Below are 20,095 nucleotides of genomic sequence, written 5' to 3'. Positions count from 1 at the left end.
CCCTGCCCGAATGGTTTAACGCGCCAGAGCAGCCGTCAGCGCAGGCAGGATCTTCAGCGCATCGCCAACGATGCCAAAATCTGCGTACTGGAAGATCGGCGCATTTTTATCTTTGTTGATGGCGAAAATCGTCTGCGCGCCGTTGGCGCCGACCATATGTTGGATCTGTCCGGAGATCCCCACGGCCAGGTACAGTTCTGGTTTGAGCATCAGGTTGGAAATGCCGACGTAGCGTTCGTGCTCCATCCACTTCTCGTTTTCCGCCACTGGACGGGAACAGGCCAGCTCAGCGCCAATCGCCTGGCACAGCGCTTCGGCCAGCGAGATATTTTCTTTGCTACCGATACCGCGCCCCACGCTGACCACCAGACGGGCTTTGTCGAGATCAACGCTATTGCTCTGACGCGCCTGAGTGGCCGTACGGGTCACGGCGATAGCCGGAGTCTGCCACTGGACGGTGTGCACCTCGCAGCTGCGAGCGGTATCCGGTTGCTGCGCGTCAAACGTTCCACTGCTGAGTGTGATCACAGCAAACGGTGAAGCGATTGTTTCTGCTCCCATCGCCAGGCCGCCGTAGACCATATGTTTGACCGCCGCTTTTCCGTCCTGTACTTCGACTGCGCTGGCGTCGTTTGAAACCGCAGCCGACAAGCGAAAGCCCAGCTTTGCCGCTAACAGCTTGCCCCGACGCGTATTCGGCAGCAGCACCGCGCCGCCCTCGCTGTGCTGACGAATGGTTTCGGCCATCGCATCGGCGTAGTCTTCAACCATACGGTCTTCTGGTTTGCCGCTGAGCAGCCAGACATGATCCGCCCCTAAATGGCATGCCGCCGCGCTGTCCTCATCACTGAGCACAAACGTGTTAACGTTTTCACCTAAAGCCTGCGCACCATTCATCAGTTCCGGCAGACGAGAAGGGGTATCGCTGAATACCCAGACACTGGAAAATTTGTTCATAACATCCCCTGATAATTAAATGATTTTGCGAAGATTCTCGACAAACGCAGCAATCTGTTCTTCACCGTCACCTTCAATCACAACGCGCTGACGCTCGCGCTGCTTCGGTGCGGCAACCTGATGTTCGGAATACGCTTGCGCGCCGTTCATCCCAATGTCCGCAGACGACCAGACCTGAACCGGTTTTTTCGCCGCGCCAAGAATGGCTTTCATGGAAGGGATTTGAGGGGTGTTGATGTCGGTAGAGACCGCGATCACCGCAGGAAGCGGGATACTCAGGGTTTCAACTTCATCTTCCAGTTCACGCTCTACCGTCAGCGTGCTGTCGGTAAGAGAGAGGATTTTACTCACGCCGTTAATCGCCGGCACGTTCAGCATTTCGCCCACCAGCAGACCAACCTGCTGAGCATAAAGATCGGAAGAACCGTCGCCGCAAATAAGCAGATCAAAACCTGATTTTTGTGCGGCGGCAGCCAGCGCAGTGGCGGTTTGTTGCGGCAGCGCCTGTTCAAATTGATCGTCAATGACAACAATCAGTTCATCAGGGCCACGGGAGAGCACATCTTTGCGCCCTTTTGCATTGGTCAGCGCTTTGCCGCCGACGCTCATGGCCACAACCTGAGCCTCTCCCACCTGCTGTTTTAACTGGCAAGCCGCTTCGATCGCATTCAGATCATATTGGCTGATTTTGCCATCCGCTTTGCTGAAATCGAGTGTTCCATCAGCATTATTAATCGCAATATCCTGCTCATCAGGTACGCATTTGTAGCAAGTAATTATCTTCATTGCATCTCCAGAAATCATGAAGGAAACGTATTTATATCGGCGGTGTTAAATACAGATATCACGCTCTTTAATTCGGAAATAAAACATTAATCACCAATATTGAAAATGTCACACATTGATATTCGTAACTTTCAATAGTGTTATGCACCTCACCAATATTGAAAGAAACATGTCAATTACGAAAATTTTCAATATTGTTTGCTGGTTCAACAATATTGAACGCCAGTCACTTAAAAAAGTTAAAAACTCAACATTAATATTATGATTAATAAAAGAATTATTTGGATTTTCAGACAAAATAACCAGCATAAAAAAGTGTGACACAGATAACAGAATAGCCGGAAGTGAATACCCATTATGAGTTACTCACTGAGGCGCCCCAGAGGTTAAAAAGTTATCAACAAATCATTAATAACAAATAAACAAACAATCACATACGGGCACGCTAAATAAATTTCGTTTTCACACTGGAATTCACTTATGAAAAATGAAAAGAGAAAGTCGGGAATTGAACCGAAGGTTTTTTTTCCGCCATTAATAATTGTTGGGATACTTTGTTGGCTAACAGTAAGAGATCTTGATGCCGCTAACGTCGTTATTAATGCGGTATTCAGTTATGTCACCAACGTCTGGGGTTGGGCATTCGAATGGTATATGGTCGTCATGCTCTTCGGTTGGTTCTGGTTGGTCTTTGGCCCATATTCGAAAAAGAAATTAGGCGACGAAAAACCCGAGTTTAGTACCGCCAGCTGGATTTTTATGATGTTCGCTTCCTGTACATCCGCCGCGGTGCTGTTCTGGGGTTCCATCGAGATCTACTACTATATCTCTACCCCGCCTTTTGCTCTCGCCCCCAACTCCGTTGGCGCAAAAGAGATAGCTCTGGCGTACAGCTTGTTCCACTGGGGACCGCTGCCGTGGGCAACCTACAGCTTCCTTTCAGTCGCGTTCGCCTACTTCTTCTTTGTACGCAAAATGGACGTTATCCGCCCCAGTTCCACACTGGTGCCGTTAGTTGGCGAGAAGCATGCTAAGGGCTTGTTCGGCACCATCGTCGATAACTTCTATCTGGTGGCGCTGATCTTCGCGATGGGCACCAGCCTCGGTCTCGCTACCCCGCTGGTAACCGAGTGTATGCAATGGCTGTTCGGTATTCCGCATACGCTGCAACTCGACGCCATCATCATTACCTGCTGGATCATATTGAATGCCATTTGCGTGGCCTGCGGCCTGCAAAAAGGGGTCAAGATCGCCAGCGACGTACGTAGTTATCTAAGCTTCCTGATGCTCGGCTGGGTGTTTATCGTCAGTGGCGCCAGCTTCATCATGAACTACTTCACCGACTCGGTCGGCATGCTGCTGATGCATCTGCCGCGCATGCTGTTCTATACCGATGCCATCGGCAAAGGCGGCTTCCCGCAGGGCTGGACTGTTTTCTACTGGGCGTGGTGGGTTATTTACGCTATCCAGATGAGTATCTTCCTGGCACGTATTTCTCGCGGTCGTACCGTACGTGAACTGTGTTTCGGGATGGTACTGGGCCTGACCGCTTCCACCTGGATCCTGTGGACCGTCCTTGGCAGCAACACGCTGCTGCTGATGGATAAAAACATTCTCAACATCCCGCAGCTAATTGAACAACACGGCGTGGCGCGCGCCATTATCGAAACCTGGGCTGCTTTACCGCTCAGCACCGCCACCATGTGGGGATTCTTTATCCTCTGCTTTATTGCCACCGTCACGCTGATTAACGCCTGCTCCTACACCCTGGCGATGTCCACCTGTCGCGAAGTTCGTGATGGTGAAGAACCGCCGCTGTTGGTGCGTATCGGTTGGTCCGTTCTGGTCGGCGTCATCGGCATCGTTCTGCTGGCGCTGGGTGGGCTGAAGCCCATTCAGACCGCAATTATCGCCGGGGGATGTCCGCTGTTCTTCGTCAACATCATGGTGACGCTGTCCTTTATTAAAGACGCCAAAGTGCACTGGAAAGACAAGTAATTCTTATTAACCCAATTGATCAAGAGGCTGAAAGATGGATTTCAACTTAAATGACGAGCAGGAACTGTTTGTCGCCGGTATTCGTGAACTGATGGCCAGTGAGAACTGGGAAGCTTATTTTGCCGAGTGCGATCGCGACAGCGTCTACCCTGAGCGTTTTGTAAAAGCGCTGGCGGATATGGGCATCGATAGCCTGTTGATCCCGGAAGAACATGGCGGACTTGAAGCCGGTTTTGTCACCGTTGCCGCTGTTTGGATGGAACTCGGACGTCTTGGTGCACCGACTTACGTGTTGTACCAATTACCAGGCGGTTTTAACACTTTTCTGCGTGAAGGTACCCAAGAGCAAATTGATAAAATCATGGCGTTCCAGGGGACCGGTAAGCAGATGTGGAACTCGGCGATCACAGAACCGGGAGCGGGATCGGATGTTGGCAGTCTGAAAACCACTTATACACGCAAAAATGGTAAGGTTTATCTTAATGGCAGTAAGTGCTTTATCACCAGTAGCGCCTATACCCCGTACATCGTAGTGATGGCGAGAGATGGTGCATCGCCGGATAAACCTGTTTACACCGAGTGGTTCGTTGACATGAGCAAGGCGGGTATCAAGGTCAACAAACTGGAGAAACTCGGTCTGCGCATGGATAGCTGCTGTGAAATCACCTTTGACGACGTTGAACTGGACGAGAAAGACATGTTCGGTCGGGAAGGGAATGGTTTCAACCGTGTGAAAGAAGAGTTTGACCATGAACGCTTCCTCGTCGCGCTGACCAACTACGGTACGGCAATGTGCGCTTTTGAAGACGCCGCGCGTTACGCCAACCAACGCGTACAGTTTGGCGAAACGATCGGCCGTTTCCAGCTGATCCAGGAGAAGTTTGCACACATGGCGATCAAACTGAATTCCATGAAAAACATGCTGCTGGAAGCCGCATGGAAAGCGGATAACGGCACCATTACTTCGGGTGACGCGGCAATGTGTAAATACTTCTGCGCCAATGCCGCGTTCGAGGTGGTAGACACCGCCATGCAGGTACTGGGAGGTGTTGGTATCGCGGGCAACCACCGCATCACGCGTTTCTGGCGTGACCTGCGCGTTGACCGTGTTTCTGGTGGTTCTGACGAAATGCAGATCCTGACGTTGGGTCGTGCGGTACTCAAGCAATACCGATAGAACGACGCAACCTGTAGGCCTGATAAGACGCCTTAGCGTCGCCATCAGGCACTCAATGCCGGATGGCGGCGCGAGCGCCTTATCCGGCCTACATGGACACCCATAAATGCCAGGAGAAAAATGATGAATCATTTACCAATGCCAGCCTTCGGCCCGCTTTCCGGGGTACGCGTTGTCTTTTCAGGGATCGAAATTGCCGGTCCTTTCGCCGGACAGATGTTCGCCGAATGGGGCGCCGAGGTTATCTGGATTGAAAACGTCGCATGGGCCGATACCATCCGCGTGCAGCCTAACTACCCGCAGCTCTCACGCCGTAACCTGCACGCCCTGTCGCTGAATATTTTCAAAGATGAAGGCCGGGAAGCGTTTCTGAAGCTGATGGAAACCACCGATATTTTCATTGAAGCCAGTAAAGGCCCAGCCTTTGCCCGCCGCGGTATTACCGATGAAGTGCTGTGGGAACATAACCCGAAACTGGTTATCGCCCACCTTTCCGGCTTCGGCCAGTTTGGAACCGAGGAGTACACCAATCTTCCGGCGTATAACACCATCGCACAGGCGTTCAGCGGCTATCTGATCCAAAACGGCGACGTGGATCAGCCAATGCCCGCCTTCCCGTACACCGCCGATTACTTCTCCGGGATGACCGCAACGACAGCAGCGCTGGCAGCCCTGCACAAAGTGCGCGAAACGGGTAAAGGTGAAAGCATCGATATCGCTATGTACGAAGTGATGCTGCGCATGGGTCAGTATTTCATGATGGATTACTTCAACGGCGGCGAAATTTGCCCACGCATGTCCAAAGGCAAAGACCCATATTACGCTGGCTGCGGCCTGTATAAATGCGCCGATGGCTATATCGTCATGGAGCTGGTCGGCATCACGCAAATCAACGAATGCTTCAAGGATATTGGCCTCGCCCACATTCTTGGCACACCGGAAGTCCCGGAGGGCACCCAGCTTATTCATCGTGTGGAATGCCCTTACGGCCCGCTCGTGGAAGAGAAACTGGACGCCTGGCTGGCAACGCACACCATCGCCGAAGTCCAGGCGCGCTTTGCTGAGCTGAACATCGCCTGCGCGAAGGTGCTGACTATTCCTGAACTGGAAAGCAACCCGCAGTACGTTGCCCGTGAATCTATTACTCAGTGGCAAACAATGGATGGCCGCACCTGCAAAGGGCCAAACATCATGCCGAAATTTAAAAACAACCCGGGGAAAATCTGGCGCGGCATGCCGTCACATGGCATGGATACTGCCGCCATTCTGAAAAATATTGGTTATAGCGAAGCAGACATAAATGAGCTGGTCGGCAAAGGCCTGGCCAGAGTTGAGGAATAAACGCGACGCGCTGACCCCTCGATGGTTAGCGCTCACGCCTGATTTCAGTGGATAAAGCAATATGGATATCGTTGGCGGACAAAACTTACGTCAGATGTGGGACGACCTGGCCGGGGTGTACGGAGATAAAACGGCGTTAATTTTCGAATCCTGCGAAGGAGTCGTTCGGCAGTTTAGCTATGCCTCGCTCAATGAAGAGATTAACCGCACCGCAAACCTGTTCCATTCCTTAGGGATCCGCAAGAGCGATAAGGTCGCATTGCATCTGGATAACTGTCCGGAATTCATTTTTTGCTGGTTTGGGCTGGCAAAAATTGGCGCCATCATGGTACCGATTAATGCCCGCTTGCTGGGTGAAGAAAGTGCCTGGATCCTGCAAAACAGCCAGGTAAGTCTGCTGGTCACCAGCGCCCAGTTTTATCCTATGTACCGCCAGATACGGCTGGAAAATAGCACCCCGCTTAATCATATCTGTCTGATTGGCGAACAGCTTCCGGCTGACGACGGCGTGAGTCACTTTACCCAACTGCAATCCCGCCAGTCCGCCACGCTGTGCTATACACCTGCGTTATCCACTGACGATACGGCGGAAATTCTGTTTACCTCAGGCACCACCTCTCGACCTAAAGGGGTGGTAATTACCCACTACAACCTGCGTTTTGCGGGCTATTACTCTGCCTGGCAAATTGCTCTGCGTAATGATGACGTCTACATGACGGTGATGCCCGCTTTTCATATCGACTGTCAGTGTACCGCCGCAATGCCCGCATTCTCCGCAGGCAGCACCTTTGTGCTGCTAGAGAAGTAGAGTGCCAGGGCGTTCTGGAATCAGGTGCATAGATATAAGGCGACAGTTACCGAATGCATTCCGATGATGATCAGAACGCTAATGGTGCAGCCCGCTGCACCAACCGACAAACAGCATCACCTGCGCGAAGTGATGTTCTATCTCAATTTATCCGAGCAGGAAAAAGACGATTTTACCGAACGCTTTGGCGTCAGGCTGCTGACCTCCTACGGTATGACTGAAACCATCGTCGGTATTATCGGCGACCGTCCCGGAGACAAACGACGCTGGCCCTCCATTGGCCGCGTGGGATTTAGCTATGAAGCCGAAATCCGTGACGATCACAACCGTCCCCTGCCCGCCGGAGAAATTGGCGAAATCTGTATTAAAGGCGTGCCGGGCAAAACCATCTTCAAAGAGTACTACGCGCAGCCGGAGGCTACCGCCAAAGCGCTGGAGCCCGGGGGCTGGTTACATACCGGTGATTCGGGCTATCAGGATGAGGATGGCTATTTTTATTTCGTCGACAGACGCTGCAACATGATTAAACGCGGCGGGGAAAATGTCTCCTGCGTCGAGTTGGAAAATATTATTTCTGCGCATCCGAAAATTCAGGACATTGTGGTTGTCGGTATTAAAGATTCAATCCGTGATGAAGCCATTAAAGCGTTTATCGTCCTTAATGAAGGTGAAACATTAAGCGAAGCCGAGTTCTTCAGCTTCTGCGAAAACAATATGGCGAAATTCAAGGTTCCCTCTTTTATGGAGATAAGAGCCGACCTGCCGCGCAATTGTTCAGGAAAAATAATCAAAAAAAATCTGAAATAACCCTTCCGACAGGAACTCCTCCTGCCGGGAAATCTATTTATCTGGAGATGAACTATGAGTGAATCATTACATCTGACCCGTAACGGCCCGATCCTGGAAATTACCCTCGACCGACCTAAAGCCAATGCCATTGACGCCAAAACCAGCTTTGCCATGGGTGAAGCGTTTCTTAATTTTCGTGACGACCCGGAATTACGCGTAGCGATTATCACCGGCGACGGTGAGAAATTCTTTTCTGCGGGCTGGGACTTAAAAGCGGCGGCTGAAGGTGAAGCGCCGGATGCCGATTTTGGCCCAGGTGGCTTTGCCGGTTTAACCGAAATTTTCGACCTCGATAAACCGGTCATCGCTGCGGTAAACGGCTATGCGTTTGGCGGTGGTTTTGAATTGGCGCTGGCAGCGGATTTTATCGTCTGCGCGGATAACGCCAGCTTCGCACTACCGGAAGCCAAGCTCGGGATCGTGCCAGACAGCGGTGGCGTACTGCGTCTGCCTAAGCTGCTGCCACCGGCAATCGTCAACGAAATGGTGATGACCGGCAGACGAATGAGCGCCGAAGAAGCGCTGCGCTGGGGCATCGTCAACCGCGTTGTCAGCCAGAGCGAACTGATGGATAGCGCGCGTGAACTGGCGCAGCAGTTGGTGAATAGCGCCCCGCTCGCGATCGCCGCACTGAAAGAGATTTACCGCACCACCAGCGAAATGCCGGTGGAAGAAGGCTACCGCTACATCCGCAGCGGCGTGCTGAAGCACTATCCATCTGTACTGCATTCGGAAGATGCGCTTGAAGGTCCGCAGGCGTTTGCCGAAAAACGCGACCCGGTGTGGAAAGGTCGTTAATGAGCCGATGCCGGATAGCGATTCGCTGATCCGGCAATAAAACCGAGATAAAACGATGAGCTACTACGCCTTTGAGGGCCTGATTCCGGTGGTACATCCGGATGCCTTTGTCCATCCCAGCACCGTGCTGATTGGCGATGTCATAGTGGGTGCCGGAGTTTATATTGGCCCCCACGCGTCATTGCGCGGTGACTATGGTCGCTTGATCCTGGAGGCTGGTTCTAATTTGCAGGATGGCTGCATCATGCACGGCTACTGTGACACCGATACCATTGTGCATGAGAACGGACACATCGGCCATGGCGCAATCCTGCACGGTTGCGTGGTGGGCAGAGATGCGCTGATCGGCATGAACAGCGTCATTATAGACGGCGCAGTGATTGGCGAAGAGAGCATTGTCGCCGCCATGAGCTTTGTCAAAGCCGGATTTCAGGGAGAGGCAAGGCAGATGCTGGTTGGCTCACCCGCTCGCGTATTGCGTGAAGTCACGGACCAGGAACTGCACTGGAAACGGCTAAACACCAAAGAGTATCAGGATCTTGCAATCCGCTGCCACACAGGTCTACACGAAACACTGCCCTTAACGCGGGTCGAAGAAAACCGGCCACGCCTGAAAGGCACAACGGACGTAAAACCCAAATCAGCACAGTAATTGATGCCGGATGCGCTCACGCTTATCCGGCCTACGCATCAATCACCGTTTATGCCGCCATCAGGCAAACTGATTATTAGCGACGCATACTCTTGGAGAGCATCATCTGCCATTTCTGCTCACGGTTGAGCTCTGTTGGAGGAACGGCAGACAGGCGTGGCGTTTTCGCCATGCTCACCTTTTTCTCCTGCAAATTGTGATTCAGTCGGCTGTAGAGATGAGAGTCAATACTCACGACTTTCACCAGACGCTGGCACTGACAACCCCGACCGGCAATCTGATTAGGGATCATCTTAACTTCACAAACAATTTCTCCCACTTCCGACAGAATATAAGAGAGCGTATTAATTGCTTTGCAGTGCTCGATATCAAAATGGCGGGAAATTTCCTTTGCGGTGATCCAACGATCCTCGGCCATCATCCAGTCAGCAATTAACAAATAAAGCGGTCTTTCAACATATTTTTCACACATAAGCACACCATTTTCACAAATTAAAAATCTGGCTACGGCCTGTCCAAATTAATAAAAACTAAGCCATATTAAAATTGTGGATATAAAGGATAGTATGCGACTTGAATGTTGATTAGTGTGAGCAATATCGTGCTTATTACATTGAAAATGTGGTTACGGAAACGGACTTGTCCAGGAATGACCTTACGCAAGACAAAAAAAGGGTTTCTTTACAGAAACCCTTTCAAAATTATATTACAGGTCTGGTTAGAGCAATATTCACCGGACCTTTTGTTTATTACTTTTTGATCTGCGCGTGCATTTCCTGCACCGATGTTACCTTCTCGGTGGCATCGGCATTCAACGCCATCGCTGTGGCGAAACCGCCGTTCAGCGTAGTGTCATAATGCACTTTGTACTGCAGCGCGCTGCGGCGAATCAGCTTGGAGTCTTCAATCGCCTGACGACCTTCGGTGGTGTTGATGATATAGGTGTACTCGCCATTCTTGATACGGTCCTGAATGTGCGGACGACCTTCATGCACCTTGTTCACCAGACGTGGATTGATACCCGCTTCACCCAGCACAATCGCGGTCCCGTGCGTCGCATCCAGCTCGAAGCCAAACTTCAGCAGTTTCGCTGCCAGGTCCACCACGCGCTCTTTATCGCCTTCGCGAACGGAGAGCAGCGCACGACCCTGTTTTTTCATGGTGGAGTTGCTGCCCAACTGTGCCTTGGCGAACGCTTCCGCGAAGGTACGGCCCACGCCCATCACTTCCCCGGTAGAGCGCATTTCTGGCCCTAACAGCGGGTCAACGCCCGGGAATTTGTTGAACGGCAGCACCACTTCTTTTACCGAGTAGTACGGAGGGATTACTTCTTTGGTTACGCCCTGCTGTGCCAGCGTTTTCCCGGCCATCACGCGCGCCGCGACTTTCGCCAGCGGTACACCAGTTGCCTTGGAGACGAACGGAACGGTACGTGCCGCACGCGGGTTCACTTCAATCAGGTAAACTTCGTTATTCTTCACCGCAAACTGGACGTTCATCAGACCGCGAACCTGCAGTTCGAAGGCCAGTTTCTGCACCTGTTGGCGCATCACATCCTGAATTTCCTGGCTCAGGGTGTACGCAGGCAGAGAACATGCGGAGTCACCGGAGTGTACGCCCGCCTGTTCGATATGCTCCATGATGCCGCCAATCAGCACCATTTCACCGTCGCAGATAGCGTCCACGTCCACTTCAACCGCGTCATCAAGGAAACGGTCCAGCAGTACCGGCGCATCGTTAGAAACGCTGACTGCGGTCTGGAAGTAGCGACGCAGGTCGGCTTCGTCGTAGACGATTTCCATCGCGCGACCACCGAGAACATACGACGGACGCACTACCAGCGGGTAGCCAATCTCTTTCGCCTTCTCAACAGCCTGTTCGATAGCCGTTACGGTAGCGTTCGCCGGTTGTTTCAGCTTCAGACGGTCAACCGCCTGCTGGAAACGCTCGCGGTCTTCGGCGCGGTCGATGGCATCCGGGCTGGTACCGATAACCGGTACACCTGCCGCTTCCAGCGCACGCGCCAGCTTCAGCGGGGTCTGTCCGCCGTACTGTACGATGACGCCTTTCGGCTTCTCGATACGCACGATTTCCAGTACGTCTTCCAGCGTGACCGGCTCGAAGTACAGGCGGTCAGAGGTGTCGTAATCAGTTGAAACGGTTTCCGGGTTACAGTTGACCATGATGGTCTCATAACCGTCTTCACGCAGCGCCAGCGAGGCGTGTACACAGCAGTAGTCAAACTCAATGCCCTGACCGATACGGTTTGGACCACCGCCCAGCACCATGATTTTATCGCGGTCAACGGACGGGTTCGCTTCGCACTCATCTTCATAGGTGGAGTACATGTAAGCGGTGTCGGTGGCAAATTCTGCCGCACAGGTATCCACGCGTTTGTAGACCGGGTGCAGATTGTACTGGTCGCGCAGTTTACGGATTTCCGCTTCGCGAACGCCGGCCAGTTTCGCCAGACGCGCATCGGCGAAGCCTTTACGCTTCAGTACGCGCAGGAAGTCAGCGTCGAGGCCGTTGATGCCAAGGTCGGTGACTTTTTCTTCCAGACGTACCAGCTCTTCAATCTGCACCAGGAACCAGCGGTCGATGTTGGTCAGGTTGAACACGCCATCGACGGACAGGCCAGCACGGAAGGCATCGGCGATGTACCAGATACGCTCAGCGCCAGCGTCTTTCAGCTCACGACGGATTTTAGTCAGTGCTTCCGGGTCGTCCAGGCTTACTTTCGGGTCGAAGCCGGTCGCGCCCACTTCCAGACCGCGCAGCGCTTTCTGCAGCGATTCCTGCTGGGTACGGCCAATCGCCATCACTTCACCGACAGATTTCATCTGCGTGGTCAGGCGGTCGTTAGCACCAACGAATTTCTCGAAGTTGAAGCGTGGTATTTTCGTCACAACGTAGTCGATGGACGGTTCAAACGAGGCCGGAGTACGGCCACCGGTGATGTCGTTCATCAGTTCGTCGAGGGTGTAACCTACGGCCAGCTTGGCGGCGACTTTCGCAATCGGGAAGCCGGTAGCTTTGGACGCCAGCGCCGAGGAGCGGGATACGCGCGGGTTCATCTCGATGACAATCAGGCGACCGTTTTTCGGGTTTACCGCAAACTGGACGTTAGAGCCGCCGGTTTCTACGCCGATTTCACGCAGTACCGCCATCGAGGCGTTACGCATGATTTGATATTCTTTGTCGGTCAGCGTCTGGGCAGGTGCTACGGTGATGGAGTCACCGGTATGGATGCCCATCGCATCGAAGTTTTCGATGGAGCAGACGATGATGCAGTTGTCGTTTTTATCACGCACCACTTCCATCTCGTACTCTTTCCAGCCAATCAGTGATTCATCAATCAGCAGCTCGTTGGTTGGGGAAAGATCCAGACCGCGTTCGCAGATTTCTTCGAACTCTTCGCGGTTGTAGGCGATACCGCCACCGGTGCCGCCCATGGTGAAGCTAGGGCGGATAATGCACGGGAAGCCAACGTCAGCGGCAACCGCCAGCGCTTCTTCCATGGTGTGAGCGATGCCTGAACGTGCGGTGTCGAGACCAATCTTCTTCATCGCGATATCGAAGCGACGACGGTCTTCCGCTTTATCAATGGCATCCGCCGTTGCGCCAATCATGGTCACGCCGAACTCAGCCAGTACGCCCTGGCGTTCCAGTTCCAGCGCACAGTTCAGCGCTGTCTGACCGCCCATGGTTGGCAGCACCGCATCCGGGCGTTCTTTCTCAATAATTTTGCGTACCACTTCCCAGTGAATCGGCTCGATGTAAGTGGCATCGGCCATTTCCGGGTCGGTCATGATGGTTGCCGGGTTGGAGTTCACCAGAATAACGCGGTAACCCTCTTCACGCAGGGCTTTACACGCCTGCGCGCCGGAATAGTCAAACTCACACGCCTGACCGATAACAATCGGACCCGCGCCCAGAATCAGGATACTTTTTATGTCTGTACGTTTTGGCATGGCTCTTTTACTCCTGATTATTTCGCGGACTGACGGTATTGCTCAATTAACTCGATAAAGTGGTCGAACAACGGTGCAGCGTCGTGCGGACCCGGACTCGCTTCAGGGTGCCCCTGGAAGCTAAACGCCGGTTTATCGGTACGATGAATCCCCTGCAAGGTGCCGTCGAACAGTGACTTGTGGGTCACGCGCAGGTTGGCAGGCATGGAGGCTTCATCTACAGCAAAACCGTGGTTCTGTGCGGTGATCATCACGGTATTGTTATCAATATCTTTTACCGGATGGTTGCCGCCGTGGTGGCCAAACTTCATCTTAATGGTCTTCGCGCCGCTCGCCAGCGCCAGCAGCTGATGGCCGAGGCAGATGCCAAATACCGGAATATCGGTTTCGAGGAATTTCTGAATCGCGGTAATCGCGTAGTCGCACGGCGCCGGGTCGCCAGGGCCGTTGGACAGGAAAATACCGTCCGGATTCATCTTCAGAACGTCTTCTGCTGAGGTTTTCGCCGGTACAACCGTCAGGCGGCAGCCGCGGTCCGCTAACATACGCAGAATGTTACGTTTGGCGCCGAAATCGTAAGCCACAACGTGGAACGGCATTTCATCGGCAGATTTCGCTTCCGGCAGGTCACCGGCTAGCGTCCAGCTCCCCTGCGTCCAACTATAAGGCTCCGCGGTGGTCACTTCTTTCGCCAGATCCATACCGTTCAGGCCTGGGAAAGCTTTTGCTTTTTCCAGTGCCAGCGCCGCATCCGGGTTATCTCCCGCGATGATGCAGCCGTTCTGTGCGCCCTTTTCACGCAGCAAACGCGTCAGCTTACGGGTATCGATATCAGCAATCGCCACAATGTTATGGCGCTTGAGGTAAGAAGAGAGGTCTTCAGTATCGCGGAAGTTGCTGGCAATCAGCGGCAGGTCGCGGATGACCAGGCCTTGCGCATGTACCTGAGAAGATTCTGCATCGGCTTCATTGGTGCCGACATTACCGATATGAGGATAAGTAAGAGTGACGATTTGGCGGGAATAGGAAGGATCAGTGAGGATTTCTTGATAACCGGTCATTGAAGTATTGAAAACGACTTCCCCAACCGCCGAACCTGTTGCCCCTATGGCCCGACCGTGAAACTGGGTTCCGTCTTCCAGAACCAATAGCGCTGACTTAATCAAAACACCCTCCAGAGAATATTCACTCACTTTATTTGCATATTAATTCATTAACACCTCATGAATCAATGCAAATTTGCTTACCTATGGATTTCTGGCAAACGGCGGCATTCTAGAGATAGCCCACGTAAAAGTCTACCCAAAAGGGCAATTTTTATTATTATTTTGCGCCACTGGGATAAATCACACGATTTAACAGGCAAAAAGATCAGCTAACTCGGGGTGGAAAACGCTTGCGGCAGGCAAAGAGTGTAAAAACAGAATGCGGGAGAGAAAAAAGTGGACCATTCGGTCAAAATTTACATTGAGATAACAGAATCACCCAACAAAATACGGAAAAATAACCAATAAAAAGAAAAAACACATTAAGAAGCTAAAAATAAAAGGGCAATAAAATATTGCCCTATGTAATCAAACAATTATGATTACAATAACCACATCACGAAGGGTAATTAAAGCTATAAACTGCGTAAATCAAGCACATCTTTCATATCAAAAAGACCATTTGACTTTGATTTTAGCCAAATTGCCGAACGCACTGCGCCATTGGCAAAAGTCATGCGGCTGGACGCTTTATGCGTGATCTCAATACGCTCGCCAATATCAGCAAACATCGCGGTGTGCTCACCGACGATATCCCCCGCCCGCACCGTGGCAAAACCGATCGTGCCCGGTACGCGCTCGCCGGTGTAACCCTCACGCGAATAGACGGCACACTCTTTTAAATCTTTATCCAGCGCCCCGGCAATCGCCTCGCCCATCGCCAGCGCAGTGCCTGACGGCGCATCAACTTTATGGCGGTGGTGAGCTTCAATAATCTCAATATCGGTGTAATCGCCCATCACTTTCGCCGCCTTCTCCAGCAGCTTAAGCATAACGTTCACGCCGACGCTAAAGTTCGCGGCGAAAACGATCGCAATCTCCTGCGCGGCATCACGAATAGCCTGTTTACCGGCATCGTCAAAGCCGGTGGTGCCAATCACCATCCCTTTACCGTGCTGACGACAAAACGCCAGATGCGCCAGCGTGCCTTCCGGACGGGTAAAATCGATGAAAACATCGAAATCATCTTTCACCGCGTCAAGGCTGCTTTGCACGGTAACGCCCGTTTTTCCGGCCCCCGCTAATTCTCCGGCATCACTTCCCAGTAAGGACGAGCCTTCGCGCTCTAACGCGGCACCCAATTGAACACCTTCCATCGCCATGGCGGCCTGGATTAACTGCCGTCCCATGCGGCCACCGGCGCCGGCAATTGCGACACGGATTTGTGCTTCATGCATAGCTATTCTCTTTTATAAAAATTGCGTAAACCGTTTTCAGAGTAACCAGCGCGCCCGGAGGCCGCTAGCTGAAAACACCCATAATTAGAATTTAATGATAAACAGAGGGGAATATCAGTAAAAGACATGATTCATCCCGCAGGATGAATCATTGCTGGAGCACAGGAAAGAAGTCAAACTTACTCAGTATGGCGCAAAATGATGGGAAAACGACGGAAATACGAGCACAAACCAGCCAGTCTGCGTAGATATTTTCGCGAGTGTGGTTTTATGGCACGAGCGTGTAGTTGACGATCATTTGCCCTTTTTTCATCTTCACCTGAGTAATCGTCACCGGTCCAATCTCAGAGAGATGGGCAACATGCGTCCCTCCGCAAGGATAAGCGAGGAGATGACCAAATCCAACCTGCCGCAACCCGTCGGTGAATGTCACTTGTCTGGAGAGATTGTCTGCCTGCCAGGCGTTGATTTTCTCCTGCAGCGATAGCGTATCCGGTAACGTACCGTTTTCACCGGCGGCGAAAGTAATGCGCCCCTCATTGGGCCAATGGTGTGCTTTCACCGGGAGCCAGCCGAACGCTGTACCCGCCAGGCCGATAAGATGTCCTGCCGAGTGCAGGCGGGCGTGCAGTTGACGCAGCGCGGCATCCACACGCAGGTTCACGATGCCGGGGAGGAGCGGTTTTGCCACGATGTGCACCACATCGTCACCGCGCGCGAGGACTGTTTCAACCCGCTCATCATCAATCCAGCCCGCATCCGCAGGCTGCCCGCCTCCCTGCGGGTGAAAAAGGGTTCTATCCAGTACCACCGAGTACCGTCCATCCGGTTCAGCCGAGCAACTCAGTAAGTTAGCCTGGCCTTCAGTGTTATCGCTGGTGTAATAAAGACGTTCAGTCATGATTGCTCTCCTCTTGATGGGAAGAGTATATTCACTTTACTGACGGCGATAATCCTACGCTGGTTCAATGCATCTTTGCCTGGTACGCACAAATGAATCCTAACCTTCTTCCCGACCTTGCCACCTTTGTGTTGATTATCGAGCAAGGGAGCTTCTCCGCCGCCGCCAAAGCCTCGGGTGCTACGCCTTCCGCTATTAGCCGCAGCGCTTCACGTCTCGAGAAGGCGTTGGGCAGTAAGCTGCTGCACCGTACGACGCGCAAGTTGGCGCTCAGCGAAACGGGCAAAATTGTGTATGCACACGCGCAGGAAATGCTGCATGCGGCACAAATGGCTGTCGACTCAGGCAGCAGTCGACAAACCATCGCGCAAGGGCAACTGACCCTCAGCGTGCCGAAAGCGGTGGGGCGATTTGTCATTCATCCGCTGATGGCCGAATTCTTTGCGCGCTACCCGCAAGTGGACGTCTGCCTTCGGCTGGAAGACCGGTATATGGATTTAATCGACGACGGCGTCGACCTTGCACTGCGCATCAGCCAGTCGCCCTCCCCGGGCCTGTACGGGAAACCGCTGATGCCGGTCAGTCATGTGATATGCGCAACCCCCGAATACTTACGCAAGCACGGTACGCCCGAGCATCCGCAGGCACTGCGCGAGCATAGCTGTATCAGTCTTGGCGAGACACCTGCGGATTCACGTTGGAAGTTTCGACGCGGTGAGCGCATGGAGACCATTCAGACTTATGGCCGTTACGCCGCCAACCACACCGGTGTGCGTCTGGACGCGGTAAAAAAGGATCTGGGAATCGGCAGCCTGCCACTGTTCACCGCCAGCGAGGCACTCGCCAATGGCGAGATTGTCCAGGTTCTGCCAGAATGGGAATTTATCAGCGACTACAGCGGGGAACTGTGGCTGCTATGGACGCGCAATCAACATATGCCCGCCAGAATGCGGGCGATGATTGATTATCTCAGTGAGAAGGTGCCGTTGCACAACACCTGATTACAGCGCGCGGGCAAATACCTCTGCCACCCACTGCTGGAAACCTTCAACGTTCAGGCCCAGCGCAACCTGCGCATTTGCCGGATGCCCCAGGCGCCCTTCGATGTCCACCACCGTCGTACCCGAGGTATATTCGCCCTGGGTTTCAACCGCCACGAAACACGACTGCAGGGTAAACAGTTCCGGGCGCACCAGCCAGGCAATAGCGCACAGATCGTGCATTCGCAGCCCCGTATTCATACTGCCGCTACGGTAATGGCTAAACAGCGCATGCAGCATTTTCCCCGTCTGGTTAAGCTGGGGGAGCGTCGCCAGATAGTCCGGGGCGAGCATAGCCTGATTAGTAACATCCAGCCCACACATCACAATCTCCAGTCCACTCTGGAAGACTTTCGCTGCGGCCTCGGGATCGATAGCAATATTAAACTCGGCGTTGGGTGTGAAGTTCCCGCGCCCGGCAGAGCCGCCCATAATCACCAGACGCTGAATGTTGAATACGCATTCAGGATAATGAGTCAGCAGCAGCGCAATGTTGGTCAGCGGGCCAATCGCTACAAGCGTCACGGGCTGCGGGGCATGCATCAACGCATCGCGAATCGCCTGGAAAGCGGGTTTTGCCATCGCCTGGCGGTCGTGTTCGACAAATTCATACCCTTCCATACCGGACTCGCCGTGCACGGAAGCGGCATCACGCAGCGGCCGCACCAGCGGCATTGATGCCCCCTGCGCCAGCGGAACATCCGCATTCCAGAAGTGCAGCAACTGCAACGCATTACGGGTGGTTTTTTCCACCGAAACATTGCCTGCTACCGTGGTCATCAGTTGCAGATCCAGCTCAGGGGCAAACAGCGCGGCGGCAATGGCGGCGGCATCATCAATGCCGGGATCGGTATCAAGAATGATCGGTAAGCGCATGGTTTCTCCATAAAAAAATGCCAGACGTTAAGTCTGGCATCTTCTCATAATCGTAACCGAAAAGACTTACTCTACTTCACGAACATCCACACGCAGCTCTTTCGGCACTTCGAAAACGATGTTCTCTTCGCGGCCTTCCAGTGGGATCGCTTCCCCACCGCCAAGCTCTTGCAGGCGAGCAATCACATTTTGCACCAGGATATCCGGCGCCGAGGCTCCGGCCGTCACGCCCACACACTTCGCTTCTTTCACCCACGCTTCCTGGATGTCGGTCGCATCGTCAATCAAATACGCAGCTTTCCCCATGCGCTGGGCCAGTTCAGCCAGACGGTTGGAGTTAGAGGAGTTCTTCGAGCCGACCACCAGCACAACATCAGCCTGTTCCGCCAGCGCGCGAACCGCTTCCTGACGGTTGGTGGTGGCATAACAGATATCGTCTTTGCGCGGCCCGACAATTTTCGGGAAGCGTTGACGCAGCGCATCAATAACGTCAGAAGTGTCGTCAACGGAAAGCGTTGTCTGTGTCATGAAGGATAATTTTCCTTCATTTTTCACATTGAGTTTCAGCACATCATCCGGTGATTCAACCAGATACATTCCCCCTTGCGGGTTGCTGTACTGACCCATTGTGCCTTCAACTTCCGGGTGCCCGGCGTGACCAATCAGAATGGATTCTTCACCACGACGGCTGGCGCGGGCAACTTCCATATGCACTTTCGTTACCAACGGACAGGTTGCATCAAAAACCGTGAGGTCGCGGCCTTTGGCTTCGTTACGCACCGCCTGAGACACGCCGTGAGCGGAAAAAATCAGGATCGCGCCATCCGGCACTTCGCTGATTTGCTCAATAAAAATAGCGCCGCGCTCGCGCAGGCTATCCACCACATAGCGGTTATGCACCACCTCGTGACGGACATAAATCGGCGCGCCATAAATAGCCAGCGCGTTTTCCACAATGCTGATAGCGCGGTCTACGCCAGCGCAAAAACCGCGCGGGTTGGCCAACAGGATCTGCATTTTACGCCTCCAGTGCCGGTTCGATGTCCAGCACTTCAATATCAAAATGAACGGTATGCCCGGCCAGCGGATGGTTGAAATCAACCGTGATCGAGTCACCGTTGATTTCGCGGATCACACCAGGCATCTCACTGCCGTCCATTGCGGTAAAGAGCATGATAGCGCCAATTTCTGGCTCGCCCGCGTCCATAAATTCCCGACGCGAGAAATACTGAATTAAGTCCGGGCTTGACACGCCAAAGGCGGCATCCGGTTCCAGAGCAAAAGTGGTTTTATCACCTTCTTTTAGCCCCAGCAGGTGTTGTTCCAGTCCTTCAGACAGAGAACCGTCACCCAGGCGAAACAGCGCAGGCTTGCCGTTATTGCGGGTTGACTCTGCGGTTGAGCCATCGTCGAGCTTAAGGGTGAAGTGCACCAGCACCGCACTGTTACTCTGTACTGATTTAGACATGCAGGTTGCTCTTTAAAATTGCTGCCG

The 20,095-nt window shown here is 53.1% G+C and carries 16 protein-coding genes and 1 pseudogene; 7 read left to right on the top strand and 10 right to left on the bottom strand.

Features of this window, described 5'->3' with window-relative positions; genetic code table 11:
• Positions 1–15: 15 nt before the first annotated feature.
• Together OGX92_RS10645 and OGX92_RS10640 are read right to left on the bottom strand one after the other, a co-directional pair.
• The gene (locus OGX92_RS10645; protein WP_126956913.1) at positions 16–957 is read right to left on the bottom strand and encodes an electron transfer flavoprotein subunit alpha/FixB family protein; all 942 of its coding nucleotides are present in this window, start codon (positions 955–957) and stop codon (positions 16–18) included.
• Positions 958–972: 15 nt separating this feature from the next.
• Positions 973–1,743, bottom strand: a complete 771-nt coding sequence (locus OGX92_RS10640; protein WP_286586529.1) for an electron transfer flavoprotein FixA — start codon at positions 1,741–1,743, stop codon at positions 973–975.
• Positions 1,744–2,223: 480 nt separating this feature from the next.
• Here OGX92_RS10640 and caiT point away from each other — a divergent pair, with 480 nt between their 5' ends.
• From caiT to caiE, 6 genes and pseudogenes are all read left to right on the top strand, one after another.
• Positions 2,224–3,741 carry an L-carnitine/gamma-butyrobetaine antiporter gene (caiT, locus tag OGX92_RS10635; protein WP_003829695.1) on the top strand — a complete coding sequence of 506 codons (1,518 nt, stop codon included), beginning with the start codon at positions 2,224–2,226 and terminating at the stop codon, positions 3,739–3,741.
• 34 nt (positions 3,742–3,775) lie between these two features.
• Positions 3,776–4,918 (top strand): crotonobetainyl-CoA dehydrogenase, encoded by a 1,143-nt coding sequence (gene caiA / locus OGX92_RS10630; protein WP_003018898.1) that lies wholly within the window; start codon positions 3,776–3,778, stop codon positions 4,916–4,918.
• 123 nt (positions 4,919–5,041) lie between these two features.
• Positions 5,042–6,259 (top strand): L-carnitine CoA-transferase, encoded by a 1,218-nt coding sequence (gene caiB / locus OGX92_RS10625; RefSeq protein ID WP_126956952.1) that lies wholly within the window; start codon positions 5,042–5,044, stop codon positions 6,257–6,259.
• A gap of 61 nt (positions 6,260–6,320) precedes the next feature.
• Positions 6,321–7,874: pseudogene (caiC, locus tag OGX92_RS10620) on the top strand (crotonobetaine/carnitine-CoA ligase).
• A gap of 54 nt (positions 7,875–7,928) precedes the next feature.
• A complete protein-coding gene (caiD, locus tag OGX92_RS10615) occupies positions 7,929–8,714 on the top strand; it encodes a crotonobetainyl-CoA hydratase (RefSeq protein ID WP_286586528.1) in 786 nt (261 codons plus the stop codon).
• A gap of 55 nt (positions 8,715–8,769) precedes the next feature.
• Positions 8,770–9,366, top strand: a complete 597-nt coding sequence (caiE, locus tag OGX92_RS10610; protein WP_286586527.1) for a carnitine operon protein CaiE — start codon at positions 8,770–8,772, stop codon at positions 9,364–9,366.
• A 76-nt stretch (positions 9,367–9,442) separates the two neighbouring features.
• Here caiE and caiF read toward each other — a convergent pair whose 3' ends face one another.
• The 5 genes from caiF to OGX92_RS10585 all read right to left on the bottom strand — a co-directional run bounded on the left by caiF (position 9,443) and on the right by OGX92_RS10585 (position 16,684).
• The gene (gene caiF, locus OGX92_RS10605; protein WP_003829705.1) at positions 9,443–9,838 is read right to left on the bottom strand and encodes a carnitine metabolism transcriptional regulator CaiF; all 396 of its coding nucleotides are present in this window, start codon (positions 9,836–9,838) and stop codon (positions 9,443–9,445) included.
• 277 nt (positions 9,839–10,115) lie between these two features.
• Entirely contained in the window at positions 10,116–13,340 is a 3,225-nt protein-coding gene (gene carB, locus OGX92_RS10600) for a carbamoyl-phosphate synthase large subunit (protein ID WP_286586526.1), read from the bottom strand.
• Positions 13,341–13,357: 17 nt separating this feature from the next.
• A complete protein-coding gene (gene carA, locus OGX92_RS10595) occupies positions 13,358–14,506 on the bottom strand; it encodes a glutamine-hydrolyzing carbamoyl-phosphate synthase small subunit (RefSeq protein ID WP_003829709.1) in 1,149 nt (382 codons plus the stop codon).
• Between the two features lie 455 nt (positions 14,507–14,961).
• Positions 14,962–15,783, bottom strand: coding sequence for a 4-hydroxy-tetrahydrodipicolinate reductase (gene dapB / locus OGX92_RS10590; RefSeq protein WP_008786159.1), 822 nt, complete (start codon positions 15,781–15,783; stop codon positions 14,962–14,964).
• Between the two features lie 268 nt (positions 15,784–16,051).
• Positions 16,052–16,684, bottom strand: a complete 633-nt coding sequence (locus tag OGX92_RS10585) for an alanyl-tRNA editing protein (RefSeq protein ID WP_286586525.1) — start codon at positions 16,682–16,684, stop codon at positions 16,052–16,054.
• A gap of 92 nt (positions 16,685–16,776) precedes the next feature.
• Between OGX92_RS10585 and OGX92_RS10580 the strand changes: the two genes are divergently transcribed.
• Positions 16,777–17,685, top strand: a complete 909-nt coding sequence (locus OGX92_RS10580; RefSeq protein ID WP_126319296.1) for a LysR family transcriptional regulator — start codon at positions 16,777–16,779, stop codon at positions 17,683–17,685.
• Here the strand turns inward: OGX92_RS10580 and rihC are convergent, their stop codons facing one another.
• The 3 genes from rihC to fkpB all read right to left on the bottom strand — a co-directional run bounded on the left by rihC (position 17,686) and on the right by fkpB (position 20,068).
• On the bottom strand, positions 17,686–18,600 hold the full coding sequence (gene rihC / locus OGX92_RS10575) for a ribonucleoside hydrolase RihC (RefSeq protein ID WP_126319298.1): 915 nt from the start codon (positions 18,598–18,600) through the stop codon (positions 17,686–17,688).
• A gap of 66 nt (positions 18,601–18,666) precedes the next feature.
• On the bottom strand, positions 18,667–19,617 hold the full coding sequence (gene ispH, locus OGX92_RS10570; RefSeq protein WP_003018925.1) for a 4-hydroxy-3-methylbut-2-enyl diphosphate reductase: 951 nt from the start codon (positions 19,615–19,617) through the stop codon (positions 18,667–18,669).
• 1 nt (position 19,618) lies between these two features.
• Positions 19,619–20,068 carry an FKBP-type peptidyl-prolyl cis-trans isomerase gene (gene fkpB, locus OGX92_RS10565; RefSeq protein ID WP_191221847.1) on the bottom strand — a complete coding sequence of 150 codons (450 nt, stop codon included), beginning with the start codon at positions 20,066–20,068 and terminating at the stop codon, positions 19,619–19,621.
• Between the last annotated feature and the right edge of the window lie 27 nt (positions 20,069–20,095).

The sequence above is a fragment of the Citrobacter sp. Cpo089 genome (assembly GCF_030332695.1).
GTDB lineage: Bacteria > Pseudomonadota > Gammaproteobacteria > Enterobacterales > Enterobacteriaceae > Citrobacter > Citrobacter portucalensis.
The sequence above is the reverse complement of the archived record's forward strand: the minus strand, read 5'-3'. Positions and strand labels throughout refer to the sequence as shown.